The following is a 26,270-nucleotide window of genomic DNA, read 5'->3' as shown; positions in this document are numbered from 1 at the left end:
CCCGAGCCCGCGATACCGGGCGGGCCGGGCCGGGCGTACGGTGTTCTCGACAGAGCAGGGGCCCGGTGCGACAGGTGACGTCAGGAAGCCAGGCAGCGTTGAGGTCCAAGAGGAACAAGAGGAAGGTGTCCGAGTGTCCGGCCGCAGAATCGGCTTCTGGTACCGCCTGGCGGCGGTGATTGCTAAACCGCCGCTGCTGGTTCTGTTCAAGCGGGACTGGAGCGGAATGGAACACATTCCGGATGACGGCGGGTTTATCACCGCTGTCAATCACAACTCATATCTCGACATGTTCTCCTACGGTCACTTCCAGTACAACACGGGCAAGGTGCCGCGCTTCCTGGCCAAGGCCGCGCTCTTCAAGGTGCCCGTCGTCGGACTGCTGCTGCGCGGCACCGGACAGATCCCCGTCTACCGGGAGTCCTCCAACGCCTTCGGTGCCTTCCGGGCCGCCGTGGCCGCCGTCGAGAAGGGCCAGTGCGTCGCCTTCTACCCCGAAGGCACCCTCACCCGTGACCCCGGGCAGTGGCCGATGACCGCCAAGAGCGGAGTCGCACGGGCGGCTCTGCTCACCAAGGCGCCGGTCATCCCGGTGGCCCAGTGGGGTGCCAACCTCGCGATGCCGCCGTACGCCAGCGGCAAGAAGGTCCACTTCTTCCCTCGCAAGACCCTTCAGGTCAAGGCCGGACCGCCGGTGGACCTGGCGCGGTTCTACGGCAAGGACCCGACGCCCGAGGTGCTGCGGGAGGCGACCGAGGCCATCATGGCCGCCGTCACCGCCCTGTTGGAGGACCTGCGCGGCGAGCAGGCCCCCACCGAACCGTACGACCACCGCAAGGCCCGCGCCGCAGAGCGCCGCAAGGCCGCAGGAGAGGGCACCAAGTGACGCGAGCAGCCGTCTTCGGCAACGGATCCTGGGGCACGGCTTTCGCCATGGTCCTCGCCGACGCGGGGTGCGAGGTGGCCCTCTGGGGGCGCCGCGCCGCTCTCGCCGAGGCCATCAACACCACCCGTAATAACCCGGACTATCTGCCGGGGATCGAACTCCCGGCGTCGGTGCGGGCCACCGCCGACCCCGCCGAGGCCGCCCGCGACGCGGAGTTCACCGTGCTCGCCGTCCCGTCGCAGACGCTGCGCGCCAACCTGGCCGACTGGACCGGGCTGCTGCACCCCGGCACCGTACTCGTCTCGCTGATGAAGGGCGTCGAACTCGGCACGGCCAAGCGGATGAGCGAGGTCATCGAGGAGGTCGGCAAGGTCCCCGCCGAGCGCGTCGCCGTACTCACCGGGCCCAACCTGGCCAAGGAGATCGCCGGCCGGATGCCCGCTGCCGCCGTCGTCGCCTGCCGGGACGAAGCGGTGGCCCAGCGGCTCCAGGCCGCCTGCCACACCGCGTACTTCCGCCCGTACACCAACACCGACGTCATCGGCTGCGAACTGGGCGGCGCCGTCAAGAACGTGATCGGCCTCGCCGTCGGGATCGCCGACGGCATGGGGCTCGGTGACAACGCCAAGGGTTCCCTGATCACCCGGGGACTCGCCGAGACCACCCGTCTGGGCCTGGCGATGGGCGCTGATCCGCTGACCTTCTCCGGACTCGCGGGCCTGGGCGACCTGGTGGCCACCTGCTCGTCGCCGCTCTCCCGCAACCACACCTTCGGCACCAACCTCGGCCGGGGCATGACGCTGCAGGAGACCATCGCGGCCACCAGTCAGACGGCCGAAGGCGTCAAGTCCTGTGAGTCGGTGGCCGATCTGGCCCGCCGGCACGGCGTCGAAATGCCCATCACGGAAACTGTTGTGGACATCGTCCACAACGGGAAGGCGCCGGTCGTTGCGCTGAAGGAACTGATGTCCCGCAGCGCCAAGGCCGAGCGACGCTGACTCGATACGTACCAGCAGGTACTCTCAACGCGATATGAGCAGCGAGAACTCATCCCAGAGCCCTGAGCAGCAGCGTCGTAAGCCGCGTGTGGCGGTTGTCTTCGGCGGGCGCAGCTCCGAACACGCTATCTCGGTGGTCACTGCGGGCGCTGTCCTGCGCGCCATCGACCGGACGAAGTACGACGTACTGCCCATCGGCATCACCACGGACGGCCGCTGGGCGCTGACCGCGGACGATCCCGAGCGGATGGCCATCAGCGACCGCACCATGCCGTCGGTGGCCGCCATCGCCGAGGGCGCCGAGGGTGCCGTGGTGCTCTCCGTCGACCCCGGAAACCGCGAAGTGGTCTACAGCGAGCCGGGCTCGGTGCCCAAGGTGCTGGGCGACGTCGACGTGGTCTTCCCGATGCTGCACGGCCCCTACGGCGAGGACGGCACCCTCCAGGGCCTGCTCGAACTCTCCGGAGTGCCCTACGTCGGCGCGGGCGTCCTCGCGTCCGCCGTCGGCCAGGACAAGGAGTACATGAAGCGGGTGTTCCTCTCCTACGGGCTGCCGGTCGGCCCGTACGAGGTGATCCGCCCCCGCGAGTGGAACCTGGCCCCGGCCGCCGCCCGCAAGAAGATCGTGGACTTCGCCGGTGAACACGGCTGGCCGCTGTTCATCAAGCCCGCGCGCGGCGGTTCGTCGATGGGCATCACCAAGGTCGACTCACTGGCCGGTCTCGACGACGCCGTCGAAGAGGCCAGGCGCCACGACCCCAAGGTGCTGGTCGAGGCGCTGCTGCGGGGCCGCGAGATCGAGTGCGGAGTGCTGGAGTTCGAGGACGGTCCGCGGGCGAGCGTGCCCGCCGAGATCCCGCCGGTCACCTCGCACGACTTCTACGACTTCGAGGCGAAGTACATCCCCGGTGAGTCGGCCGAGGGCATGGTGCCCGCACCGCTGACGGACGAGGAGACCGCCGAGGTGCAGCGGCTCGCCGTCGAGGCGTTCGAGGCGGTGTCGTGCGAGGGGCTGGTGCGCGCCGACTTCTTCCTCACCGAGGACGGCCGGTTCGTCATCAACGAGATCAACACCATGCCCGGGTTCACACCGATCTCGATGTACCCGCGCATGTGGCAGGAGAGCGGCGTCGGCTACCCGGAGCTGGTGGACCGGCTGATCCAGGCCGCGCTCAGCCGGTCGACGGGGCTGCGCTGAGACCGTACGCCGGCCGGCCCTCAGAGGCTGGACGGATCCGTCTTCCTGATGGCGCCCGCGAAGTCGGAGAGCGGGGTGGCGTCGTGGGCGTACTTCTGCCCCAGGGTCACCTCCACGTAGGCCTTGCGGTACGTGGTCGTGAACCGGGGTCCGCTGTCCCGCTGCTCCAGCAGCCAGTTGACCCCGTTCGCGTCCACGGCCCTGGCCCGGGAGTCGTCCATCTCCGCGGGCCGCGGGACCCCGCAGCGCAGTACGATCGCCGCATCCCCCCAGGCGGCGGTCAGTTCGGACTTCGGTGCCGGATCGCCGCGGGTCAGTCCCGCGACGGTCTTCGGCAGCTCCTTGTCGAGCGCCCCGCAGAGCTTGACCTGGGCCGCGGGAGGCTCGGGAACCGCGACGGACGTGCTGCCGTCCGTCGAGGAACAGCCCGCGGCCGCCAGCAGCAGGGCGGCGGCGGAAAGGGACAGGCGCCGGCGGCGATCGGTCTTCACCGGCTCAGCGTAGAGGGGGCTACAGATGGACGACCGGGCAGGTCAGGGTCCGCGTGATGCCTTCCACTTGCTGGACCCTGGCGACCACCATGCGGCCGAGCTCGTCGACGGTGTCGGCCTGCGCGCGCACGATCACGTCGTACGGACCGGTGACGTCCTCTGCCTGGATCACTCCGGGGAGTTTCCCGACGAACTCGGCGACCGCTGTCGCCTTGCCCACTTCGGTCTGAATGAGGATGTACGCCTGTACCACGGAACCTCCAAGGCGGCCACGAGGATCATGTGGGGGAGAGAAAGGGACGCCACGGTATCGCGTAGCTCCGGGCGGCGGGGAGACCCGCGCACCCGGCAGTCACACGCGTACGGGGTGTATGGGATACAGAGTTGACGTACCTGATTGACGGTACCCGCGGCAGTGGGAGTCCGCGAGCGCCGGCCGATCGGGGCATACAGGGTGTACGGGGCATCTCCCCTGGCAGGCAGGCCGGCGAACAGCCCGGACACGAGGTCCGGATCACGAGGAGAGGCGACGGGCGATGAAGGGCACTGTGGGGGAGCTCGGGGAGTTCGGGCTGATCAGAGAGCTCACCTCCCGGCTCACGACGACCCCGGCGGTACGGCTGGGGCCCGGCGACGACGCCGCGGTCGTGGCCGCCCCCGACCGGCGGGTCGTGGCGAGCACGGACATCCTGCTGGAGGGGCGGCACTTCCGCCGGGACTGGTCCACCGCGTACGACGTGGGCCGCAAGGCGGCGGCGCAGAACCTCGCGGACATCGCGGCCATGGGCGCGGTGCCCACCGCGATACTCCTGGGGCTCGTCGTGCCCGCCGAGCTCCCGGTCACCTGGCCCACCGAACTGATGGACGGCATCCGCGACGAGTGCCAGGTCGCGGGAGCCGCCGTGGTCGGGGGTGATGTCGTACGGGGAGACACGATCACCGTGTCCATCACCGCGCTCGGCGATCTGCGCAACCACGAACCGGTCACCAGGTCCGGCGCCAGGCCCGGCGACGTCGTGGCCGTCACCGGATGGCTCGGCTGGTCCGCCGCCGGGTTCGCGGTGCTCTCCCGCGGATTCCGCTCACCCCGCGCCTTCGTGGAGGCGCACCGGCGCCCCGAGCCCCCCTACCACGCCGGCCCCGCGGCCGCCGGCCTCGGCGCCACCGCGATGACCGACGTCAGCGACGGTCTGGTGGCCGACCTCGGGCACATCGCCGAGGCCAGCAAGGTCCGGATCGACCTGCGGGCGGGGCTCATCGACATCCCCACGCAGATGAGCGACATCGGCCAGGCCGTCGGTGTGGACCCGCTCCAGTGGGTGCTCACCGGGGGAGAGGACCACGCGATCGTGGCGACGTTCCCCCCGGAGGTGAAACTGCCCGCGCGCTGGAAGGTGATCGGCGAGGTGGTCAACCCCTCCGCGCTGCCCCATGTGACGGTCGACGGGGCGCCATGGACCAGCAAGGGCGGCTGGGACCACTTCGGGGAGGACCCGTCATGACGGCGCCACCGCTGGTCCTGACCGTCGCCGGATCGGACTCCGGCGGCGGCGCGGGCATCCAGGCCGACCTGAAGACGATGCTCGCCCTCGGGGTGCACGGCATGAGCGTGCTCACCGCGGTCACCGCCCAGAACTCACAGGGCGTGCACGGCGCGTGGGAGCTGCCCGCCGACGCCGTACGCGCCCAGTACCGCGCGGTCGTGGACGACATCGGCGTCGACGCGGTGAAGACCGGGATGCTGTCGTCGGCGGAGCTGGTGGAGACGGTGGCCGGGCTGCTCGCCGGGACCCGGGCCCCGGTGGTCGTCGACCCGGTGGGGGTCTCCAAGCACGGCGACCCGCTGCTCGCGGCATCGGCGCTCGACTCCGTACGGAAGCGGCTGCTGCCGGTGGCCACGGTCGCCACCCCCAACCTGGACGAGGTGGCGCAGCTCACCGGCGTACGGGTGGAGTGCGAGGCCGATCTGCCGCGTGCGGCGGCGGCCGTGCTGGCCCACGGGCCGCAGTGGGTGCTGGTCAAGGGCGGTCATCTCGCGGGTGACGCGGTGGACCTGCTGACCGACGGCGGCGCGGAGCACTGGCTGCGGGCGCCCCGGCTAGACAACCGCCATACGCACGGCACCGGATGCACGCTGGCCTCGGCCGTCGCGGCGCAGCTGGCGCACGGTCTGGCCGTGCCCGAAGCGGTGGCCGCGGCCAAGGAGTACGTCACGGGCGCCATCGGCGCCGGATTCCCGCTGGGCTCGGGCATCGGCCCGGTGGACCACGGCTGGCAGTTCCGCCGGTGAGCTGCCCGCCCGGGTGAGGACGGGGACGGGTCCGGGCAGCCGGGCCCGCCCTTCAGCGGGCGCTCAGGGGGAATGCGTGGAAATGAGTGCGTAGGAATACACGTGGGAATGCGCGTGGGAATGCGAAAAAGCCGGTCCACCGAGGTGGACCGGCTTTTCAAGGCAACCGCAAGGGGCTGCGCTACGACGAAACGTCGGCGGGATCAGTCCCCGCACAGGCGGGGAGCAACCACAGATTAGCGCGAGACCTTGCCGGCCTTGATGCACGAGGTGCAGACGTTGAGCCGCTTCGGCGTCCGACCGACCACTGCACGCACGCGCTGGATGTTGGGATTCCAACGACGCGGAGTACGGCGGTGCGAGTGCGAAATGTTGTTGCCGAAGCCCGGCCCCTTGCCGCAGACGTCGCAGTTGGCAGCCACGGGTCACTCCAAAGACTTCAGGTGCACTTACAGTGAATTCCGGCGCGCCGGAATCATTAACTGAAGTGGCGGTACCGGAGGAATGGCCCGATTCTCATCGGGCAACCGAAGCAGCATACAACGACTGCGCCGGTGGAACGAAACTACCACGGTTGGCACCGCCCCCCTCCCGGTCCGGGCTCCGCTGCCCGCCTCGCGGCCGAGGGCTACCCTGCGGTTCAACCCCGCTGCTCAAGGAGGCTTCAGGTGCCGCAGCCGCCCGACGATATGGATGCCGTCGTGGTCCGCACCTGGTGCTCGCTGGCGCTGGACGCGCTGGGCAGGGACCGCGAGGAGATCGACGCGATCAACGTCTATCCGGTCGCCGACGGGGACACCGGCACCAACCTCTATCTGACCGTGGAATCCGCGGCCCAGGCAGTGGAAGCGGTCTTCGTGGCCCACGGGACGGTGGGAGCTGCCGGAACCTCTGACGGAGCTCTCGCCGGCTCGGACGGCGGGGGCTCGACCCCGGCGCTGGCGGACGCGGTACGGGCGATGGCACACGGCGCGCTCATCGGAGCCCGCGGCAACTCGGGCACGATCCTGGCCCAGTTGCTGCGCGGCATGGCAGAGGTGCTCGGGGCGCCCACGGGTGACGATGATCACGCGGAACTGCTGAGCGAGGCCCTCCGCCGGGCGGCGGAATCGGCGTACCAGGCGGTCGCGCACCCGGTGGAGGGCACTGTTCTGACGGTGGCCACCGCAGCGGCCGAAGCGGCCGCGGCGGCGGCCCGTACTGACACATCCGCCCCGGCAGGCGCCGGCTGCACGGCGGTGGCACGCGCGGCATACGAAGGGGCGCGTAGGGCGCTGGACGCGACCCCCGGACAGCTGGCCGTACTCGGCCGCGCGGGCGTCGTGGACGCGGGCGGCCGGGGCCTGGTCGACGTGCTCGCCGCGCTGGCCGGGGCGTTCTCCGGTGAAGCCCCGGCCGCCGAGCGGCGGCGGGCCCCCACCGTGCTGCCCCCGCACTTCACCGAGGACTGCCCGGCCGACGGCGGTCCGGCCTTCGAGGTGATCTACCTCCTGGAAGCGGACGACGACGCCGTGGCCCGGCTGCGCACCCGGCTGGACGGCATCGGCGACTCACTGGTCGTTGTCGGCGGTGACGGCCTGTGGAACGTCCATGTCCATGTGGACGACGCCGGGGCCGCCGTGGAGGCCGGAGTCGACGCCGGGCGCCCGTACCGGATCCGTATCACCCACTTCGGCGCGGCCGGCACCCCGGCGCCCGAGCAGGTCCAGCGCGCGGTGGTCGCCGTCGTCCCCGGCGAGGGTCTGGCGGCCCTGTGCCAGGAAGCCGGTGCCACCACCGTGCTGGCCCGCCCGGGAGAGCCGCCCGCGAGCGGCGAACTGGTCGACGCGATCCGGCGCGCGCACGCCCGTGAGGTGGTGCTGCTGCCCAACGACGCCGAACTGCGCCACACGGCGGCGGCAGCGGCCGAACAGGCCAGGGCGGAGGGCGTACGGGTGGCCCTCGTACCCACCCGGGCGGCCGTCCAGGGCGTCGCGGCGCTGGCCGTGCACGAGTCCGAGCGTCGGTTCGACGAGGACGTCGTCGCGATGACCGCGGCGGCGGGCGCCACCCGCTACGCCGAACTGGCCGTCGCCGAGCGGCAGTCCTGGACGTCGGCCGGTATCTGCCAGGCCGGCGACGTGCTGGGTCTCATCGACGGTGATGTGGCGGTGATCGGGGCCGATCTGGTCACGACGGCCGAGACGGTGCTGCACCGGATGCTCTCCGCGGGCGGCGAGCTGGTGACACTGGTCCTGGGCGACGGGGTGCCGGTGGCGGTCGCCGACCGGCTCGAAGGGTTCGTACGGGGCGGCCACCTGGCGGTCGACACGGTGGTCTACGACGGCGGCCGTCAGCTGGCGCCGCTGCTGATCGGCGTCGAGTAGCGGGAGGCCCACCGGACGGGGCACCGGGCGATACGGTGTCCGGCCCGGGACGGGGCAGGGGACCGCGGCCGGGGAAATACGCCCGCTGTCGGACCCATGGTGTGCAATGGACCGCGTGCCCGCGCTCGATGAACCTCTCAAGAACACGCTCGGCGCCCCCACCGCCAAGGTGATGGCCGAGCACCTCGACCTGCACACGGTCGGCGACCTGCTGCACCACTACCCCCGGCGATACGCCGAGCGCGGTGAACTCACCCAGCTCGCCGAACTGCCCCTGGACGAACACGTCACCGTCTTCGCCCAGGTCGCCGACGCCCGGGTGCTCACCTTCAACCAGGGCAGGGGCCGGCGCCTGGAGGTGAACATCACCGACGGCAGCGGCCGGCTGCAGCTCGTCTTCTTCGGCAAGGGCATCCACAAGCCCCACAAGGAACTGCTCCCCGGCCGCCGCGCGATGTTCGCGGGCAAGGTCTCCAAGTTCAACCAGAAGTTCCAGCTCGCCCACCCCACGTACGAACTGCTGGACGCCGACACCGACGCGGACACCGTCGAGGCCTGGGCGAACGAACTGATCCCCATCTACCCGGCCTGCAAGGGGCTGGAGTCCTGGAAGATCGCCAAGGCGGTCGACGCCGTACTTCCCGCCGCCCAGGAGGCCGCCGACCCGCTGCCGCCCGCGCTGCGCGACGGACGCGGACTCACCACGCTGCCCGACGCGCTGCTCAGGGTGCACCGGCCGCAGACGAAGGCCGATGTCGCGGTCGCGCGGGACCGGCTGAAGTGGGACGAGGCCTTTGTCCTCCAGGTCGCGCTGGCCCGGCGGCGGTACGCCGAGACCCAACTGCCCGCGATGGCACGGAAACCCGTACCGGGCGGACTGCTCGACGCCTTTGACGCCAAGCTGCCGTTCACCCTCACCGAGGGCCAGCAGAAGGTCACCGCGGAGATCTTCGCCGGTCTGGCGACCGAGCACCCGATGCACCGGCTGCTCCAGGGAGAGGTCGGCTCGGGCAAGACCATGGTCGCGCTGCGCGCGATGCTCACGGTCGTCGACGCGGGCGGCCAGGCCGCGATGCTCGCGCCCACCGAAGTGCTCGCCCAGCAGCACCACCGCTCCATCACCGAGATGATGGGCGAGCTGGCCGAAGGCGGGATGCTCGGCGGCAGCGAGCAGTCCACCAAGGTCGTGCTGCTGACCGGCTCCATGGGGGCGGCCGCCCGTCGCAAGGCGCTGCTCGACCTGGTCACCGGTGAGGCCGGACTCGTCATCGGCACACACGCGCTGATCGAGGACAAGGTCCAGTTCCACGACCTCGGTCTGGTCGTGGTCGACGAGCAGCACCGCTTCGGTGTCGAGCAGCGGGACGCGCTGCGGGGCAAGGGGAAGCAGCCGCCCCATCTGCTGGTCATGACGGCCACACCCATTCCCCGTACGGTCGCCATGACCGTCTTCGGGGACCTGGAGACCTCGGTGCTCGACCAGCTCCCCGCCGGCCGTTCCCCGATCGCCACCCATGTCGTACCGGCCAAGGACAAGCCGCACTTCCTGGCCCGCGCCTGGGAGCGGGTGCGCGAGGAGGCGGAGAACGGTCACCAGGCGTACGTGGTGTGCCCGCGCATCGGGGACGGCGAGGACGAGCCGAAGAAACGGAAGCCCGCAGCTGAGGAAGCGGTCGCGGAGGCCGGGGCCGACGCGGACAAGCGGCCCCCGCTCGCCGTGGTCGAGACCGCCGAACAGCTCAGGAACGGCCCGCTCAAGGGGCTGCGCATCGAGCTGCTGCACGGGCGGATGGCGCCGGACGACAAGGACGACGTCATGCGCCGCTTCGCGGCGGGCGAGGTGGACGTCCTGGTCGCGACGACGGTCATCGAGGTCGGGGTCAACGTGCCCAACGCCACCGTCATGGTGATCATGGACGCCGACCGGTTCGGCGTATCGCAACTGCACCAGCTGCGCGGACGGGTGGGCCGCGGCTCGGCGCCCGGTCTCTGCCTCCTGGTGAGCGAGGCGCACGAGGCCGGTCCCGCGCGCGCCAGGCTCGGCGCGGTGGCCGCCACTCTCGACGGCTTCGAGCTGTCCCGTATCGACCTCGAACAGCGCCGTGAGGGCGACGTCCTGGGCCAGGCCCAGTCCGGTGTGCGTTCCTCGCTGCGGATGCTCGCCGTCATCGACGACGAGGAGGTCATCGCGGCGGCCCGCGAGGAGGCCGCCCAGGTGGTCGCCGCCGATCCGGAGCTCACCCGGCTGCCCGCCCTGCGCATCGCCCTGGACGCCCTCCTCGACCAGGAGCGCGAGCGGTACCTCGACAAGGGCTGAGAGACTGGCCGGGACAGGAGCCCGGACAGGAGGGCTCCCTCACCGACTCCGCCCACCGAGTTCCGCCCACCCGAGTTCCGCCCACCCGAGTTCCGCCCACCCGAGAAGGACTGAGATGACCCGCGTGATCGCCGGTACGGCCGGCGGGCGCCGCCTCGCCGTACCGCCGGGCAACGGCACCCGCCCCACATCCGACCGTGCGCGCGAAGGGCTCTTCTCCACCTGGGAAGCGCTGCTGGGCACCCTGGACGGGGCCCGGATCGCCGATCTGTACGCAGGGTCGGGCGCCGTCGGCCTGGAGGCGCTCTCCCGTGGCGCGGCGCACGCGCTGCTCGTCGAGGCGGACGCGCGGGCGGTGGCCACGGTCCGTGACAACGTCCGTACGCTCGGTCTCCCAGGAGCGGAAGTGCGGACGGGCAAAGCCGAGCAGATCGTGACAGGACCGGCGCCGGACGCCCCGTACGACGTGATTTTCCTCGATCCGCCGTACGCCGTCACCGATGACGATCTTCGCGAGATCCTGCTCACAATCGGTGCTCAGGGCTGGCTCACCGGCGATGCGCTCGTCACGGTGGAACGGAGCACAAGAGGCGGAGAGTTCAAGTGGCCCAAGGGATTTGAGCCGCTGAGGGCCCGCCGGTACGGCGAGGCCACGCTTTGGTACGGTCGCGCCGCCTCTACGTGCGAAGACGCACGATGACCGGACCCGGGAGCGAGGGACTTCAGTTGCGCCGCGCCGTCTGTCCGGGGTCATTCGACCCCATCACCAATGGACACCTCGACATCATTGGCCGTGCCTCCAGACTGTATGACGTCGTACACGTGGCCGTGATGATCAACCAGTCGAAGCAGGGCCTGTTCTCCGTCGAGGAGCGGATGGACCTGATCCGCCAGGTCACGGCCGATTTCGGGAACGTCGAGGTCGAGTCCTTCCACGGCCTTCTCGTCGACTTCTGCAAACAGCGCGACATCCCGGCCATCGTGAAGGGTCTCCGCGCGGTCAGTGACTTCGACTACGAGTTGCAGATGGCCCAGATGAACAACGGTCTTTCCGGGGTCGAGACACTGTTCGTCCCCACCAACCCGACCTACAGCTTCCTCTCCTCCAGCCTGGTCAAGGAGGTCGCGACCTGGGGCGGGGACGTCTCGCACCTGCTGCCTCCGCTGGTCTGCGAAGCCCTGGCGCAGCGGCTCGGCGAGAAGCGGGAAGCAGGCTGACGGCCGTATGACGGCGCCGGGTTGAACTGACGGCCCGTCACCAGGTGTCGGGCGGGCGCCGACTGGCCGTACAGTCGTCCCCGTCCGTCTCCAGGCCGGAAGAACAGGTGGCGCCCACGGTGGACGTGCAGAAGAAACTGGACGAGATCGTCGACACGGTCGGCAGTGCCAGGTCCATGCCCATGTCGGCCTCCTGCGTGGTCAACCGCGCCGAGCTGCTGGCGATGCTCCAGGAGGTGCGCGAGGCTCTGCCGGGCTCTCTGGCACAGGCCGAGGAGCTGATCGGCGGCCGCGAGCAGCTGGTCGAGCAGGCCCGGGACGAGGCCGAGCGGATCATCGAGGCGGCGCACGCCCAGCGTGGCTCCCTCATCTCCGACACCGAGGTCGCCCGGCAGTCCCAGGACGAGGCCGACCGGCTGCTCGCCGAGGCCCGGCGGGAGGCCGAGGAGATCCGCGCCGAGGCCGACGACTACGTCGACTCCAAGCTGGCGAACTTCGAGGTCGTCCTCACCAAGACCATCGGCTCCGTCGACCGGGGCCGCGAGAAGCTGCTCGGCCGCGGTCCCGGCCTGGACGACGAGGGCTATGAGGACCCGGAGGCCCCGGAGCGCAGCCAGGACCCCGAGACGCTGCGGATGCGCGCCGACGAGTACGTCGACACCAAGCTCGGAGCCTTCGAGGCCGTGATGGCCAAGACCCTCGAAGCGGTGGGGCGCGGCCGGCAGAAGCTGCACGGCCGGGTCGCCTCCGACGAACTGGGCGTGCACATGGCCGAGCAGGACGAGATGGGCCGCAGGCACAGCAGCGACGCGGACTTCCTCTCGGACCTGGCGGAACCGCAGGCCCCGGCGGCGGTCCAGCCGTCCGCCCAGGCGCCCGTCCCGATGGCCGCCCAGCTGCCGCCGGAGGAGCCGCCGCAGCACCTCGCCGACGTACCGGTCCAGCAGATGTACGACCCGTACGGCTACCAGCAGCAGCCCCAGGACCCGTACGCGTACCAGCAGCAGCAGTACGCGTACCAGCATGACCCGTACGCGTACCAGCAGCAGGCCCAGCAGCAGGCCCAGCAGCAGGACGGCTACGGCTACCCGGGGCCCGGCCAGGTCCAGCAGCCCGAGCAGGTCCAGCACATGCAGCCGCCGCACCCCCAGCAGCAGGGCGCTCTCGACGAGACCAGCCTGTTCGACACCAGCATGATCAACCTGGATCAGCTGCGCGAGTACGAACAGGGGCGCTGAACCCAGGGGGACCCTGAGGCCCGAAGGGGCCGATTGGGTCTACGGCGGCCGGTCCAGTATCCTGGCTCTTCGGTCGCCCGTACCTCCGCGATCTGTGCTGCCCGTTCCGATGGTCTCCGGACGGTTCCCGACGAGGCGGCGCCTCATTCCCCAGTCTTCAGCGATCCGAAAGCAGGAAGAGCCCTGAACGCCCGCCTCGACCACCGCAACCCCCTCGTGTTCGACACGCACGAGCTGGGCCGGCGTCCCGGTGCGCTCCAGCGGCTTACCCGCTCGGTCGCAGCCCCCAAGGATCTCGGTCTCGACGGGGTCATCGGAGTGCCGGAAGGTACTCCCGTGGAACTGCAGCTCCGCCTTGAGTCGGTCATGGACGGGGTGCTTGTCACAGGCACCGCCCGTTCAACCGCCAAGGGGGAGTGCGTAAGGTGTCTGGAGCCGCTGGAGCGAGAGCTCGAAGCGGATTTCCAGGAGATGTTCTCGTACCCCGAAGCCGACGACCGGGGCCGCAGCAAGAAGGCGGACCCGGCTGACAGTGCCGACGACGAGGACGAGGAAATCACCCCCCTTGAGGACGGCTTGTTCGACCTCGAACCCGTGCTGCGTGATGCGGTGGTGCTCGCACTGCCGATGCAGCCGGTGTGCCGGGAGGATTGCGCCGGCCTGTGTTCCGAATGCGGAATCAGGCTGGACGACGAACCCGGTCACCACCATGACGCCGTCGACGCACGTTGGGCGGCACTGCAGGGACTCGTCGGGACCGGCCAGGTCGACGAGAAGGACAACGTTGACGGCGCCGAACCTGGCGTCGACGAGAAGCAGGAGAAGTAGCCGTGGCTGTTCCGAAGCGGAAGATGTCGCGCAGCAACACGCGCCACCGCCGGTCGCAGTGGAAGGCTGCGGTCCCCACCCTGGTTGCGTGCGAGCGCTGCCAGGAGCCGAAGCTCCAGCACATCGCGTGCCCGAGCTGCGGCACCTACAACAAGCGCCAGGTCCTCGAGGTCTGAGCGGCTGGTGAGAGGCGCAATGTCTGACGTCAACAAGACGGACAATGCCTCGTCCCACACGCTTCTGGAAGGGCGGCTCGGGTACACACTCGAGTCCGCCCTTCTGGTGCGTGCGCTGACCCACCGTTCGTACGCGTACGAGAACGGCGGTCTGCCCACCAACGAGCGGCTGGAGTTCCTGGGGGACTCCGTGCTCGGCCTGGTGGTCACGGACACGCTCTATCGCACCCACCCCGATCTCCCGGAGGGCCAGCTGGCCAAGCTCCGGGCGGCGGTGGTCAACTCGCGTGCGCTCGCAGGGGTGAGCCGTGGCCTCGAACTCGGTCTCTTCATCCGGCTCGGCCGGGGCGAAGAAGGCACGGGCGGGCGGGACAAGGCGTCCATCCTCGCCGACACCCTGGAAGCGGTGATCGGCGCCGTCTATCTCGATCAGGGCCTCGAAGCGGCGTCCGAGCTGGTGCACCGGCTCTTCGACCCCCTCATCGAGCTGTCCTCCAACCTTGGTGCGGGCCTGGACTGGAAGACCAGCCTCCAGGAACTCACCGCAAGTGAAGGGCTCGGGGTCCCGGAATACCTGGTCAGTGAGACAGGTCCGGACCACGAGAAGACCTTCACAGCTGCCGCTCGCGTCGGTGGTGTCTCGTACGGCACCGGCACCGGCCGCAGCAAGAAGGAAGCGGAACAGCAGGCGGCGGAGTCCGCGTGGCGTGCGATCAGCGCCGCGGCGGAAGAGCGGGCGGTGGCGGCCGAGACCGCCCCCGCCGCCCACGGAGAGGACGCCGACACCTCTTCGGCTCCGGCCGCCGGCACGGCCTCGGCCTGACACCGGTTCTTTCCCCGCCCGTCCCCTCCGGGGGGCGGGCGGTTCTTTTCGTGGTTCTTTTCATCGTTCATTCCATGGTCCCTCTCAGCCTCCTCACCGTTTCGCCGGTGAGCCACCCCTGAGGAGCAGCGTGCCCGAGTTGCCCGAGGTCGAAGTCGTACGGCGTGGACTGGAACGCTGGGTCTCCGGCCGTACCGTCGCCGATGTGCAGGTGCTGCACCCCCGAGCGGTCCGCCGGCACACCGCGGGCGGTGAGGACTTCGCCGCTGCCCTGCGCGGGCACCGGTTCGGCGTGGCCCGCCGCCGGGGGAAGTACCTCTGGCTGCCGCTGGAGGACGCAGGCACCGATACCGCTGCCGCCTCCGCCGGTGGGGAGGCCGGGGCCGCGTACTCGGTCCTCGGTCATCTCGGGATGAGCGGGCAGCTCCTGGTCCAGCCCGAGGGGGCGCCCGACGAGAAGCACCTGCGGGTCCGTATCCGGTTCGACGACATCGCGGGCACCGAGCTGCGCTTCGTCGACCAGCGGACCTTCGGCGGGCTCTCGCTGCACGCGAACACCCCCGACGGGCTCCCCGACGTCATCGCGCACATCGCCCGCGACCCGCTGGACGAGGAGTTCGACGACGCCGCGTTCCACGCAGCGCTGCGGGTGCGCCGCACCACCATCAAGCGCGCCCTGCTCGACCAGTCACTGATCAGCGGGGTCGGCAACATCTACGCGGACGAGGCGCTCTGGCGCGCGCGGCTGCACTATGAGCGCCCCACCGCCACGCTCACCCGCGCCCGGACCGTGGAACTCCTGGGCCATGTACGGGACGTGATGAACCAGGCCCTCGCCGTCGGCGGTACCAGCTTCGACAGCCTCTACGTCAATGTGAACGGCGAGTCCGGCTACTTCGACCGGTCGCTCGACGCCTACGGGCGGGAGGACGAGCCGTGCCGCCGCTGCGGCACCCCCATGCGCCGCCGCGCCTGGATGAACCGGTCCAGCTACTTCTGCCCGCGCTGCCAGCGCCCGCCCGCCGGGTCGGTTCAGTAGCCGAAGTCCTGGGTCCACCAGGGCCCGCCGGTGCCGAAGTGGACACCGACACCGAGCGTCTTGAAGTGGCAGTTGAGTATGTTCGCGCGGTGGCCCGGGCTGTGCATCCAGGAGTCCATCACGGCGGCGGCGTCGGCCTGGCCGCGTGCGATGTTCTCGCCGCCCAGGCCCTTCACGCCCGCTTTGTCCGCCCGGTCCCACGGGGTGGCCCCGTCGGGATCGGTGTGGTCGAAGAAACTCCGGGACGCCATCTCGGCGCTGAAGGCCCCGGCCAGCGAGGCGAGGCTCATGTCCGCCCGCACGGGCCGGCAACCGGCCTGGGCCCGCTGCTGGTTGACCAGGCTGAGAACCGCCGCGGCCGCGGTGCTCTCGGTGCTGGTCACCGCCGCGGTGCGGGCGGACTCGGTGGGTCCGGACACCGCGGTGGGCGCCGCCGTACGGGCTGGTGCCGCGCTGCGCGAGGCGCTCCGTGCGGCGGGGCTGCCCGTCTTCCGCTGCGACGGTACGGCGGGAGCCTCCGGCTTCTGCGGGGACGGCGCGGCCGCCGGGGCGTGCGCGCGGGCGGAGGACAGGCCGGCCGGTGCGGACGGGGTGCCCGGTGCGGACGGGGTGTCCGATTCCGGTGTGGCCGACGATCCGCCCTGGGTCTGGAGGTCCGGTACGCCGTCGGCGCGGACCTGACCGCTGCCGCCCGAGCCGCCCATCGTGTAGGTGTCGCCGCCGGGCAGCAGCCCCGATGCCATCGCCACGGCGCCCACCGCGACGGCCGCCGACACCCCCAGCAGCCCGGTGCGTACGGGCGCGGAGCTCCGGCCCTTGCCCTGCGCCCGGTTCCGCCGCCGGTTCACGGCGGCCGCCGGATCGTCAGCGGCGTCGGGTCCGGCGGCGGAGCGGCTGTGGCGTCCCATGCGCGGTGCCCTTCCTCGTGCTCGGCGTCGGCGTGACTAACCCGTACAGGTGAAGCTCATTGGCCAGGGACTGTAGTCCATGGGCCATGGGGGCGAAGTGCTGCTGGGGCAATTGGCCGGTTAGCGTGCAGATATGAACGAAGATGTACGGCTCGCCGCCTGGGTGCGGGGCAAGGTTCAGGGCGTGGGGTTCCGCTGGTTCACCAGGGCCAGCGCCCTGCGGATCGGTGGGCTCACCGGATTCGCCAGCAATCTGGAGGACGGCAGGGTGCAGGTCGTCGCCGAAGGGCCGCGGGAGAAGTGCGACCTTCTCCTGGAGTGGTTGAGGTCGTCCGACACACCCGGCCGCGTCGACGGTGTGTCTGAGATCTGGGACACCCCGCGCCACATCTACCAGAGCTTCGAGATCCGCTGAAGGGGCCGGTCGTGGCGGCGGTCGCGGGGTCCCGCTGTTCTGCCTCTGGCATATGTGAGAGGCAGAAAGTGCCTGGTGGTTGCCAAGAAGCGCGCTCCGTGCCAGGCTGCCGCAGTAGGAATGATCTCCACGCCCCCTGGGCCCCGAAGGAGAGCCGCACCGGACCCCGTCCGGCGTGCGCCCCCGGGTCTGCCCATCGATACGGGGTGTGATCGTGTTGACCGTCAAACTTTTTGGTGAGACTCTGGAAGCCCCGCGCACCTCAGCTGCTCGGCAGCGAGAAACGCAGAGAAAACAGCAGAGAAGACAGAGGCTGCCGAGTTCCGCGGGTGCGATTCCCCCTACGACCACCACTCTTCGGTCGGTCACTCAGTGTGGAGGACCATCCATCATGGCAAAGGCGCTTCTCGGTTACGTCGGCGGTTCCGACCCGCGACTTCTCTCCGAGATGCGACGGCTTCAGCAGCGCGTCCAGGACCTCGAATCCGAGCTCGTACGGATTCAGTCCGAGAACGACGCGCTGGCCGCCGCAGTCCAGCACCACGGAGACTCGTTGCTCGACGGTATCGACATGGACGTACCCCAGGCGGAGCCTGCGCTCACCTGACCCGCACCCCACAAGGGTAACGGCGGGCTGATCCGTACAGCCGCTTGAGATCCAATGCGCAAGGATATGCAAGGGACGCTTCGGCGTCCCTTCTTTCTGCCCGCTTCTCTTTTCCCCCGCTTTCCCCGTCGCTCACGGCCGGCCTCCGGTCGCCCGCCGCCCCCTCACACACTGCCGCGAGTGCTTCCTTTAACGTCTGATGTGCCCTGCACCTTCATGGGTGAAACCGGCAGTGAAAGGTAGAGTCCGGCGGCGTGCACCTCAAGGCCATGACCCTCCGCGGGTTCAAATCCTTCGCCTCGGCCACCACCCTCCGGTTCGAGCCCGGCATCACGTGTGTCGTGGGGCCCAACGGATCGGGCAAGTCCAACGTGGTCGACGCGCTCTCCTGGGTCATGGGGGAGCAGGGCGCCAAATCGCTGCGCGGCGGCAAGATGGAAGACGTCATCTTCGCCGGGACGACCGGCCGGCCGCCGCTGGGCCGCGCCGAGGTCTCGCTCACCATCGACAACTCGGACGGTGCGCTGCCCATCGAGTACGCGGAAGTCACCATTACCCGGATCATGTTCCGCAATGGCGGCAGCGAGTACCAGATCAACGGCGACACCTGCCGGCTGCTGGACATCCAGGAGCTGCTGTCGGATTCCGGGATCGGCCGCGAGATGCACGTCATCGTCGGGCAGGGGCAGCTCGACTCCGTACTGCACGCGGATCCCATGGGGCGCCGCGCCTTCATCGAGGAGGCCGCGGGCGTACTGAAGCACCGCAAGCGCAAGGAGAAGGCGCTGCGGAAGCTGGACGCGATGCAGGCCAATCTGGCGCGGGTCCAGGACCTCACCGATGAACTGCGCCGCCAGCTCAAGCCGTTGGGCCGGCAGGCCGCGGTCGCCCGGCGCGCCGCCGTCATCCAGGCCGACCTCAGGGACGCGCGGCTGCGGCTGCTCGCCGACGACCTGGTGACGATGCGCAGGGCGCTGCGGAGCGAGATCGCCGACGAGGCGGCGCTGAAGGAGCGCCGGGAGACGGCGGAGACGGCGCTCAAGGCCGCGCTCGCGCGCGAGGCCGGCCTTGAGGACGACGTGCGGCAGCTGGCCCCGAGACTCCAGCGGGCCCAGCAGACCTGGTACGAGCTGTCGCAGCTGGCCGAGCGCGTGCGTGGTACGGTCTCGCTCGCCGACGCGCGGGTGAAGAGCGCGTCCGCCGCCCCCGAGGAGGAGCGGCGGGGCCGTGATCCCGAGGACATGGAGCGCGAGGCCGCCAGGATCCGGGAGCAGGAGGCCGAGCTGGAGGCCGCGCTGGAGTCGGCCGAGCGCGCGCTGGAAGACACCTCGGCGCACCGGGCGGAGCTGGAACGGGAGCTCGCCGCCGAGGAACGCAGGCTCAGGGACGCCGCCCGGGCCATCGCCGACCGGCGCGAAGGGCTCGCGCGACTGAACGGGCAGGTCAACGCGGCCCGAAGCAGAGCCGGTTCGGCGCAGGCAGAGATCGACCGGCTCGCCGAGGCGCGGGACGGGGCCCAGGAGCGCGCCGAAGCGGCCCAGCAGGAGTACGAGCAGCTCAAGGCCGAGGTCGAGGGGCTCGACGCGGGCGACCTGGACCTCGCCGACCGGCACAGCACGGCGAAGTCCGCGCTGGCGGAGGCGGAGACCGCGCTCACCGTGGCCCGGGAGACGGCCACGGCCGCCGAGCGGGAGCGGGCCGCGCTTACGGCCCGGCACGAGGCGCTGGCGCTCGGGCTGCGCCGCAAGGACGGCACCGGTGTGCTGCTCGGAGCCGAGGACCGCCCGGCCGGTCTGCTGGGCCCGGTCGCGGAGCTGCTGACGGTGGCCGCCGGGTACGAGGTCCCGGTGGCCGCCGCCCTGGGGGTGGCGGCCGACGCGCTCGCGGTGCGCGACACGGCCACCGCGGCGGACGCGATCCGGCGGCTGCGCAAGCAGGACGCCGGCCGGGCGACGCTGCTCCCCGGCACGGCGGCCGCCCCGGCGCGCGAGTCCGGCGCCGCAGTTCTGCCCGGCCAGATCCGTACGGACGGCCAGGGGCAGCCGGGCAGCGGGGCTCCCGAGGTGCCGGACGCCCGGCACGGCGACGGTGCGGGGGTGGTTCCGGGGGGCCATTCAGGGGGCGGCCGGTCCGGTGGGTATTCCGAAGGTCAGCCCGGAGATCTTTCGGGCAGTGGTGCCGATTCCCTCCCGTCCGGCGGGACGGCGCCGAGACCGTACCGCGCCGCCGTCGCTCTCGCCGCGCCCTTCGCCGTCGATCTGGTCGGCGGCCCCGCCGAGCTGCTGCCCGGGGTGCGCAGACTGCTGCGCGACATCGTCGTCGTAAGCACCCTCGAAGACGCCGAGGAGCTGATCGCCGAACGGCCCGGGCTGACCGCCGTGACCTCCGAAGGTGATGTCCTGGGAACGCACTTCGCACACGGCGGGTCCGCCGGCGCGCCCAGCCTGCTGGAGGTGCAGGCGTCCGTGGACGAGGCCGCCGCCGGGCTGGCTGAGCTGGCCGTACGGTGCGACGAGCTGGCCGGAGCGCAGCGCGCTGCAACCGGCCGGCGCGCGGAGTGCGCGGCGCTCGTCGACGAGCTGGCGGAGCTGCGGCGCACAGCCGACCGGGAGAAGTCGGGTGTCGCCCAGCAGCTCGGTCGCCTCGCCGGGCAGGCGCGCGGCGCGGCGGGCGAGGCCGAGCGGTCGGCGGCTGCCGCCGCCAAGGCTCAGGAGGCCCTGGAGCGCGCGACCGGCGAGGCCGAGGAGCTGGCCGAACGTCTCCTTGTGGCCGAGGAGGCGCCCATGGAGGAGGAGCCGGACACCTCCGTACGGGACCGGCTCGCCGCCGACGGGGCCAATGCCCGGCAGACCGAGATGGAGGCCAGGCTCCAGGCCCGTACCCATGAGGAGAGAGTCAAGGGGCTCGCGGGGCGGGCCGAAGCACTCGACCGGGGAGCGCGCGCCGAGCGTGAGGCCCGGGCGCGCGCCGAGCAGCGCCGCGCCCGGCTGCGCCACGAGGCCGCGGTCGCGTCGGCCGTCGCGGACGGGGCGCGCCAGCTGCTCGCGCATGTCGAGGTGTCGCTGGTCCGCGCCGAACAGGAGCGGGCCGCAGCCGAGGCAGCGAAGGCAGGGCGCGAGCAGGAGCTGACGGCCGAGCGGAACCGGGGCCGCGACCTCAAGGCCGAACTCGACCGGCTCACCGACTCGGTGCACCGCGGCGAGGTGATCGGAGCCGAGAAGCGGCTGCGGATCGAGCAGCTGGAGACCAGGGCGCTGGAGGAGCTGGGTGTGGAGCCGGCCGGTCTTGTGGCCGACTACGGCCCGGACCAGCCGGTGCCGCCGTCCCCGGCCGCCGAGGGGGAGGAGCTGCCTGACGATCCGGACCATCCGCGGAACCAGCCGGTGCCGTTCGACCGGGCCGGGCAGGAGAAGCGGCTCAGGTCGGCTGAACGGGCGTACCAGCAACTCGGAAAGGTGAATCCGCTCGCTCTGGAGGAGTTCTCCGCGCTGGAGGAGCGGCACAAGTTCCTCTCCGAGCAGCTGGAGGACCTGAAGAAGACGAGAGCCGACCTGCTGCTGGTGGTCAAGCAGGTCGACGAACGCGTCGAGCAGGTCTTCACCGAGGCGTACCGCGACACCGCACGCGAGTTCGAAGGGGTCTTCGCCCGGCTCTTCCCCGGCGGCGACGGACGGCTGATCCTGACCGACCCCGGCAACATGCTCACCACCGGTGTGGACGTCGAGGCCCGGCCGCCTGGCAAGAAGGTCAAGCGCCTCTCGCTGCTCTCCGGCGGGGAGCGGTCGCTGACCGCCGTGGCCCTGCTGGTGTCGATCTTCAAGGCCAGGCCCAGCCCGTTCTACGTGATGGACGAGGTGGAGGCCGCGCTCGACGACACCAACCTCCAGCGGCTGATCCGGATCATGGAGGAGCTCCAGGAGAGTTCCCAGCTCATCGTGATCACTCATCAGAAGCGCACGATGGAGGTGGCCGACGCGCTCTACGGCGTCTCCATGCAGGGCGACGGGGTCTCCAAGGTCATCAGCCAGCGTCTTCGCTGAACCGGTCCGGCTGGGCAACCCGTCCAGACCGGGCTACCGGCCCCGGCCGGACTGAGTGGTCCTCAGAACTGCCGGTCCTCAAGTGGTGCGCGCCCGGAAGCTGTGCGGAACTGGAGGGGCTCGTACCCCCATGGCCGTCATCACCGACGGGCCCGAGGAGCTCATGTGACCAGCACGGCGAACACACCGCAGGCCGGCGGCGCCCCGGCTGCCCCTGAGCATCTCGCGCACGTCATCTTCATCACGGCCGCGGCCGCCATGGGCGGGTTCCTGTTCGGCTACGACAGCTCGGTGATCAACGGAGCCGTCGAGGGCATCCGGCACAAGTACAACGTCGGTTCGGGGACCCTCGCCCAGGTCATCGCCGTCGCCCTGATCGGCTGCGCGATCGGGGCCGCCACGGCCGGCCGCATCGCCGACCGCATCGGGCGCATCCGCTGTATGCAGATCGCGTCCGTGCTGTTCACCATCAGCGCCGTCGGCTCCGCGCTCCCCTTCGCCCTGTGGGACCTCGCTCTCTGGCGCATCATCGGCGGTTTCGGCATCGGGATGGCATCGGTCATCGGCCCGGCCTATATCGCCGAGGTCTCCCCGCCCGCGTACCGCGGCCGGCTCGGGTCCTTCCAGCAGGCGGCGATCGTCGTCGGCATCGCTGTCTCACAGCTCGTCAACTACGGCATTCTGCAGACGGCCAACGGCAACCAGCGCGGCCATCTGCTGGGTATCGAGGCCTGGCAGCTCATGCTCGGTGTGATGGTGATCCCGGCCGTGATCTACGGGCTGCTGTCCTTCGCGATCCCCGAGTCGCCCCGCTATCTGATCTCCGCGGGCAAGACGGACCGGGCCAGGAAGGTGCTGTCCGAGGTCGAGGGCTCGCACATCGATCTCGACGCGCGGGTGGCCGAGATCCGCCTCGCCATGAAGCGCGAGCACAAGTCGACGTTCAAGGACCTGCTGGGCGGGGGCTTCTACTTCAAGCGCATCGTCTGGATCGGTATCGGACTCTCGGCCTTCCAGCAACTGGTCGGTATCAACGTCGCCTTCTACTACTCCGCGACCCTGTGGCAGTCCGTCGGTATCGACCCGTCGACCTCGTTCCTGTACTCCTTCACCACGTCCATCATCAACATCATCGGCACCGTGGTCGCCATGATCCTGGTGGACCGGATCGGCCGCAGGCCGCTGGTGCTGATCGGCTCCACGGGCATGGTCATCGGGCTCGCTCTGGAAGCCTGGGCGTTCTCGTACCATCTCGTCGGCGGCAAACTGCCGACCGTCCAGGGCTGGGTCGCGCTCGTGGCCGCCCACTGGTTCGTGTTCTTCTTCGCGATGTCGTGGGGCGTCGTCGTCTGGGTCTTCCTCGGCGAGATGTTCCCGAACAAGATCCGTGCCGCCGCCCTCGGGGTGGCCGCTTCGGCCCAGTGGATCGCCAACTGGGCGATCACGGCCAGCTTCCCGAGCCTCGCCGACTGGAACCTCTCGGCGACGTACGTGATCTACACCGTCTTCGCCGTGCTCTCGATCCCCTTCGTGCTGCTGTTCGTGAAGGAGACCAAGGGCAAGACGCTGGAGGAGATGGGCTGAGGCCCCGGCCTGTGCCTGCTCCCGCCGGCCCGCCCCGGCTCAGCTCTTGAGCCGGGGCAGTACGCGTTCGGCGAAGAGATGCAGACTGCGCCACCCCTCGTCCACCGGTATCCCGCCGCACAGCGGATGCAGTACGAGGCTCCCGGCGCCGCCCTCGGCCAGGGCCACGCACTCGTCGGGGGTGACGATCCGGTAGACGCCCTCCGCGCGCAGCCCGTCCACCGTATCCGCGGCCGAACGGACCGCCGAGTGGATATCCGCGGACTGCCATGAGGAGTAGGTGCGCGCTTCGTGCAGGAAGTACTCGCCGTACTCGGCCCAGGTCCGGTCGGGATCCTCCGCGATGTGCAGCAGCGGGGTCTCGGCCTCCGGCATCATGCAGAAGCCCTCGGTCCCGTACTCCGCGCGCTGCTGGTGGTAGTACGCCTCCAGTTCCGGCAGATACGCGCTCGGGAACAGCGGCAGCCCCAGCCGCGCGGCCCGGCGGGCCGCCGCCCTGGACGAGCCGCCGACGAGCAGCAGCGGGTGCGGAGCGGTGTACGGGCGCGGGGTGACCCGGACCGTACGCCCCCGGTACGCGAACGGCTCGCCGGTCCACGCGGCCAGCAGGGTCTCGAGCAACTCGTCCTGGAGCCGGCCGCGCCGGGTCCACTCGACGCCCTGCTGCGCGTACTCGTCGGGCCGGTAGCCGATGCCCGCGACCGTGGCCAGCCGGCCCGCGCTGATCAGGTCGAGGACGGCGATGTCCTCCGCGAGGCGCAGCGGGTCGTAGAGCGGGCCGATGATCGCGGAGACGGTGACCGCGATCCGGCGGGTGGCCCCGAAGACGGAGCCCGCGAAGACGAACGGGGACGGCAGCCAGTTGTTGCCGACGCCGTGATGCTCCTCGGTCTGGACGGTGTCGACGCCGCGGTCGTCCGCGTACGCGGCCATCTCAAGGGCGGTGCGGTAGCGGGCGGAGAGTGACTCGGGGGTCGCCCGCGGATCGACGAGATTGAACCTGACGACTGTGAAGGCCATGACGGGAAGTCCCCCTTCGCCGGGTGGGAGCTGGCGAAGGGGGACGGTAGCTGACGTGGCGTCAGATAGGTAGCCCCGCAGGCTCACGGTCCGCGTCGGGACCCTGGCCCGCCGAGCCGCCCTGGGGCTTCGGTTCCGGCTTCGGGAGTACGGCGTAGAGCACGCCCGAGACCAGGATGGTGACCACCCAGCCGAGGCCGTTGCGGCCCAGCCAGGTGTCCGCGAACGGCCCGCTGAACCATGCGGAGCCCGCGGTGCCGGCGGTGGTGAACAGCATCCCGGTGACCAGCGCGGCGAGCCAGGCGCCGACGGCGGCGGGGCTGAAGCCGCCCCGGTACCAGTAGGCGCTGGTCCGGGTGGTGTCCATCAGGGCCACCGGGTCGTACTTCCGGCCGAGCAGCATGTCCGCGCCGAAGACCCCTATCCACGCCGAGAAGGCCACCGCGAGCAGTGAGAGGAACGCGACGAAGGAGCCGAGGAAGCTTGTCGCCGCCAGCATCAGGATCAGTCCGAGCACCACGCTGATCACGGCGTTCACGGAGACCGCCCAGGCGCGCGGCACCTTGATGCCCAGTGTCAGCGCGGTGAAGCCGGCCGAGTACATCGACATCGCGTTGATCAGGACCATGCCGACCACGGCGATCAGCAGGTACGGGACCGCGATCCACATCGGCAGGACCTTGCCCAGGAAGGAGACCGGGTCGGACGCGTTCGCGAGATCCGGGGTGGAGACCGCCATCACGGCACCCATCAGCACCATCGGCAGGACGACGATGCCCGCGCCGCCGATCGACGCGCCGACCATGCCGGCGCCGGAGGAGCGCCGCGGCAGGTACCGCGCGAAGTCGGGGCCGGAGGGGACCCAGCTGAGACCGCCCGCGGCGATCAGGCCGATGCCCGCGACCAGGGAGGCGGTGGTGCCGGCCGGCTTGGCGAACACGGCGGACCAGTCGGTGTCGGCGATCAGGTAGACCAGCACCAGGACCGAGAAGATCCCGAAGAGATACGTGGACCACTTGTTGCACAGGTGCAGGGCGTTGATGCCGAGGCCCGAGATCAGGAACGTGGCAGCGACGAACAGCAGCAGGGTCACGATGATCAGCGGGGTGCTGCTGTGGATGCCGAAACAGATGTCCAGCACGGTCAGCAGCGCATACGCACCGGTCACCGCGTTGATCGTCTCCCAGCCCCAGCGGGCGATCCAGATCAGCGAGCCGGGCAGCAGATTGCCGCGCTGGCCGAAGACCGAACGGGAGAGGGCCATGCCGGGGGCCCCACCGCGCTTGCCGGCGATGCTGATGAGGCCGACAAGTCCGTAACTGATGACCGGGGCCACGAAGGCGGCGATCAGTGCCTGCCAGAAGTTCAGCTTGTCGGCCACGACCAGGCTCGCGCCCATCGCGAGGAGCAGCACACTGATATTGGCGGCAACCCAGGTCGGGATCAGGTCGCGGACACGGCCTTTGCGTTCGTTGTCCGGGACGGGTTCGAGACCGCGGGTTTCCACCGCGCCTTCGACGTCGGAGGCGTGGGGCATGGGGGTACTCCGTGCACGTGTGAGGGGGAGTTGGGGACAAGAGTGATGTGACGCGCGTAGATGTCGACATCATCGTAGGGCCGCCGGGAAAATTTCAAATAGAGGATTTAGTCCCTTGTGCGATCGGACGAAGGTGCGCAGGGCCGGTCCGTGGGCCAGCGCTGAGCGAGGGCGGCCAGCTCGGAGGCGTTCTGCCGGACGGACTCCGGCGGCGGTGATTGCTCGTACGCGCATCGTCACGGGTTAGCACCTTCTGCGATTCCCCATCTTTCGTGACTGATACTGGGTGGG

24 protein-coding genes are annotated in these 26,270 nt (G+C 70.5%); 18 read left to right on the top strand and 6 right to left on the bottom strand.

The features are described from left to right. The first annotated feature begins 133 nt into the window (after nt 1–133). Genes OG452_RS08610 through OG452_RS08600 form a run of 3 tightly spaced genes read left to right on the top strand, consistent with a single transcriptional unit; the run spans nt 134 to nt 3,082 of the window. Complete coding sequence (locus OG452_RS08610; RefSeq protein WP_327295026.1) at nt 134–886, top strand: lysophospholipid acyltransferase family protein; 753 nt, start codon at nt 134–136, stop codon at nt 884–886. Next, nucleotides 883–1,884: an NAD(P)H-dependent glycerol-3-phosphate dehydrogenase gene (locus tag OG452_RS08605; RefSeq protein ID WP_327295025.1), complete on the top strand. Its 1,002-nt coding sequence runs from the start codon at nt 883–885 to the stop codon at nt 1,882–1,884. Before OG452_RS08610 ends, OG452_RS08605 begins: the two co-directional genes overlap by 4 nt. Nucleotides 1,885–1,918: 34 nt before the next feature. After that, the gene (locus OG452_RS08600; RefSeq protein WP_327295024.1) at nt 1,919–3,082 is read left to right on the top strand and encodes a D-alanine--D-alanine ligase family protein; all 1,164 of its coding nucleotides are present in this window, start codon (nt 1,919–1,921) and stop codon (nt 3,080–3,082) included. 20 nt (nt 3,083–3,102) lie between these two features. On the opposite strand, the gene OG452_RS08595 is transcribed toward OG452_RS08600, so the two are convergent. Next, on the bottom strand, nt 3,103–3,573 hold the full coding sequence (locus OG452_RS08595) for a DUF3515 domain-containing protein (protein ID WP_327295023.1): 471 nt from the start codon (nt 3,571–3,573) through the stop codon (nt 3,103–3,105). A 19-nt stretch (nt 3,574–3,592) separates the two neighbouring features. Beyond that, nucleotides 3,593–3,826 (bottom strand): Lrp/AsnC family transcriptional regulator, encoded by a 234-nt coding sequence (locus tag OG452_RS08590; RefSeq protein WP_327295022.1) that lies wholly within the window; start codon nt 3,824–3,826, stop codon nt 3,593–3,595. Between the two features lie 283 nt (nt 3,827–4,109). Between OG452_RS08590 and OG452_RS08585 the strand changes: the two genes are divergently transcribed. Continuing rightward, nucleotides 4,110–5,075, top strand: coding sequence for a thiamine-phosphate kinase (locus tag OG452_RS08585; RefSeq protein ID WP_327295021.1), 966 nt, complete (start codon nt 4,110–4,112; stop codon nt 5,073–5,075). Next, nucleotides 5,072–5,863 (top strand): bifunctional hydroxymethylpyrimidine kinase/phosphomethylpyrimidine kinase, encoded by a 792-nt coding sequence (gene thiD, locus OG452_RS08580; protein ID WP_327295020.1) that lies wholly within the window; start codon nt 5,072–5,074, stop codon nt 5,861–5,863. The genes OG452_RS08585 and thiD overlap by 4 nt, the downstream gene beginning before the upstream one ends. A 236-nt stretch (nt 5,864–6,099) precedes the next feature. On the opposite strand, the gene rpmB is transcribed toward thiD, so the two are convergent. Next, complete coding sequence (gene rpmB / locus OG452_RS08575; protein WP_015036441.1) at nt 6,100–6,285, bottom strand: 50S ribosomal protein L28; 186 nt, start codon at nt 6,283–6,285, stop codon at nt 6,100–6,102. A 246-nt stretch (nt 6,286–6,531) separates the two neighbouring features. On the opposite strand from rpmB, the gene OG452_RS08570 reads away from it, so the two are divergent. The 9 genes from OG452_RS08570 (at nt 6,532) to mutM (ending at nt 15,868) form a co-directional block, all read left to right on the top strand. Next, nucleotides 6,532–8,229 (top strand): DAK2 domain-containing protein, encoded by a 1,698-nt coding sequence (locus OG452_RS08570; protein ID WP_327295019.1) that lies wholly within the window; start codon nt 6,532–6,534, stop codon nt 8,227–8,229. A gap of 106 nt (nt 8,230–8,335) precedes the next feature. Continuing rightward, nucleotides 8,336–10,546, top strand: coding sequence for an ATP-dependent DNA helicase RecG (recG, locus tag OG452_RS08565; RefSeq protein WP_327295018.1), 2,211 nt, complete (start codon nt 8,336–8,338; stop codon nt 10,544–10,546). A 115-nt stretch (nt 10,547–10,661) separates the two neighbouring features. Then, nucleotides 10,662–11,246 (top strand): 16S rRNA (guanine(966)-N(2))-methyltransferase RsmD, encoded by a 585-nt coding sequence (gene rsmD / locus OG452_RS08560; protein WP_327295017.1) that lies wholly within the window; start codon nt 10,662–10,664, stop codon nt 11,244–11,246. A 26-nt stretch (nt 11,247–11,272) separates the two neighbouring features. After that, on the top strand, nt 11,273–11,764 hold the full coding sequence (gene coaD, locus OG452_RS08555; protein WP_327299557.1) for a pantetheine-phosphate adenylyltransferase: 492 nt from the start codon (nt 11,273–11,275) through the stop codon (nt 11,762–11,764). A 119-nt stretch (nt 11,765–11,883) separates the two neighbouring features. Then, nucleotides 11,884–13,002, top strand: a complete 1,119-nt coding sequence (locus tag OG452_RS08550) for an ATP synthase F0 subunit B (RefSeq protein ID WP_327295016.1) — start codon at nt 11,884–11,886, stop codon at nt 13,000–13,002. Nucleotides 13,003–13,185: 183 nt separating this feature from the next. Beyond that, nucleotides 13,186–13,830: a YceD family protein gene (locus tag OG452_RS08545; protein ID WP_327299556.1), complete on the top strand. Its 645-nt coding sequence runs from the start codon at nt 13,186–13,188 to the stop codon at nt 13,828–13,830. Between the two features lie 2 nt (nt 13,831–13,832). Continuing rightward, a complete protein-coding gene (gene rpmF, locus OG452_RS08540; RefSeq protein WP_030753522.1) occupies nt 13,833–14,006 on the top strand; it encodes a 50S ribosomal protein L32 in 174 nt (57 codons plus the stop codon). 19 nt (nt 14,007–14,025) lie between these two features. Next, entirely contained in the window at nt 14,026–14,829 is an 804-nt protein-coding gene (gene rnc / locus OG452_RS08535) for a ribonuclease III (protein WP_266852564.1), read from the top strand. Between the two features lie 130 nt (nt 14,830–14,959). Then, complete coding sequence (mutM, locus tag OG452_RS08530; RefSeq protein ID WP_327295015.1) at nt 14,960–15,868, top strand: bifunctional DNA-formamidopyrimidine glycosylase/DNA-(apurinic or apyrimidinic site) lyase; 909 nt, start codon at nt 14,960–14,962, stop codon at nt 15,866–15,868. On the opposite strand, the gene OG452_RS08525 is transcribed toward mutM, so the two are convergent. After that, nucleotides 15,862–16,776 carry a CAP domain-containing protein gene (locus OG452_RS08525; RefSeq protein WP_327295014.1) on the bottom strand — a complete coding sequence of 305 codons (915 nt, stop codon included), beginning with the start codon at nt 16,774–16,776 and terminating at the stop codon, nt 15,862–15,864. The genes mutM and OG452_RS08525 overlap by 7 nt on opposite strands. Before the next feature lie 133 nt (nt 16,777–16,909). On the opposite strand from OG452_RS08525, the gene OG452_RS08520 reads away from it, so the two are divergent. The 4 genes from OG452_RS08520 (at nt 16,910) to OG452_RS08505 (ending at nt 23,422) form a co-directional block, all read left to right on the top strand. Beyond that, nucleotides 16,910–17,191 (top strand): acylphosphatase, encoded by a 282-nt coding sequence (locus OG452_RS08520; RefSeq protein WP_327295013.1) that lies wholly within the window; start codon nt 16,910–16,912, stop codon nt 17,189–17,191. Between the two features lie 391 nt (nt 17,192–17,582). Beyond that, nucleotides 17,583–17,798 carry a hypothetical protein gene (locus OG452_RS08515; RefSeq protein ID WP_164267867.1) on the top strand — a complete coding sequence of 72 codons (216 nt, stop codon included), beginning with the start codon at nt 17,583–17,585 and terminating at the stop codon, nt 17,796–17,798. 254 nt (nt 17,799–18,052) lie between these two features. After that, on the top strand, nt 18,053–21,838 hold the full coding sequence (locus tag OG452_RS08510) for a chromosome segregation SMC family protein (protein ID WP_327295012.1): 3,786 nt from the start codon (nt 18,053–18,055) through the stop codon (nt 21,836–21,838). Nucleotides 21,839–22,003: 165 nt separating this feature from the next. Next, complete coding sequence (locus tag OG452_RS08505) at nt 22,004–23,422, top strand: sugar porter family MFS transporter (protein WP_327295011.1); 1,419 nt, start codon at nt 22,004–22,006, stop codon at nt 23,420–23,422. A 39-nt stretch (nt 23,423–23,461) separates the two neighbouring features. On the opposite strand, the gene OG452_RS08500 is transcribed toward OG452_RS08505, so the two are convergent. Together OG452_RS08500 and OG452_RS08495 are read right to left on the bottom strand one after the other, a co-directional pair. Continuing rightward, complete coding sequence (locus tag OG452_RS08500) at nt 23,462–24,442, bottom strand: LLM class flavin-dependent oxidoreductase (protein ID WP_327295010.1); 981 nt, start codon at nt 24,440–24,442, stop codon at nt 23,462–23,464. 61 nt (nt 24,443–24,503) lie between these two features. Then, entirely contained in the window at nt 24,504–25,979 is a 1,476-nt protein-coding gene (locus OG452_RS08495; RefSeq protein WP_327295009.1) for a purine-cytosine permease family protein, read from the bottom strand. Nucleotides 25,980–26,270 lie beyond the last annotated feature (291 nt).

Origin of the sequence: Streptomyces sp. NBC_01197, assembly GCF_036010505.1 — a bacterium.
In the GTDB taxonomy this organism is placed as follows: Bacteria; Actinomycetota; Actinomycetes; order Streptomycetales; family Streptomycetaceae; genus Streptomyces.
The sequence above is the reverse complement of the archived record's forward strand: the minus strand, read 5'-3'. Positions and strand labels throughout refer to the sequence as shown.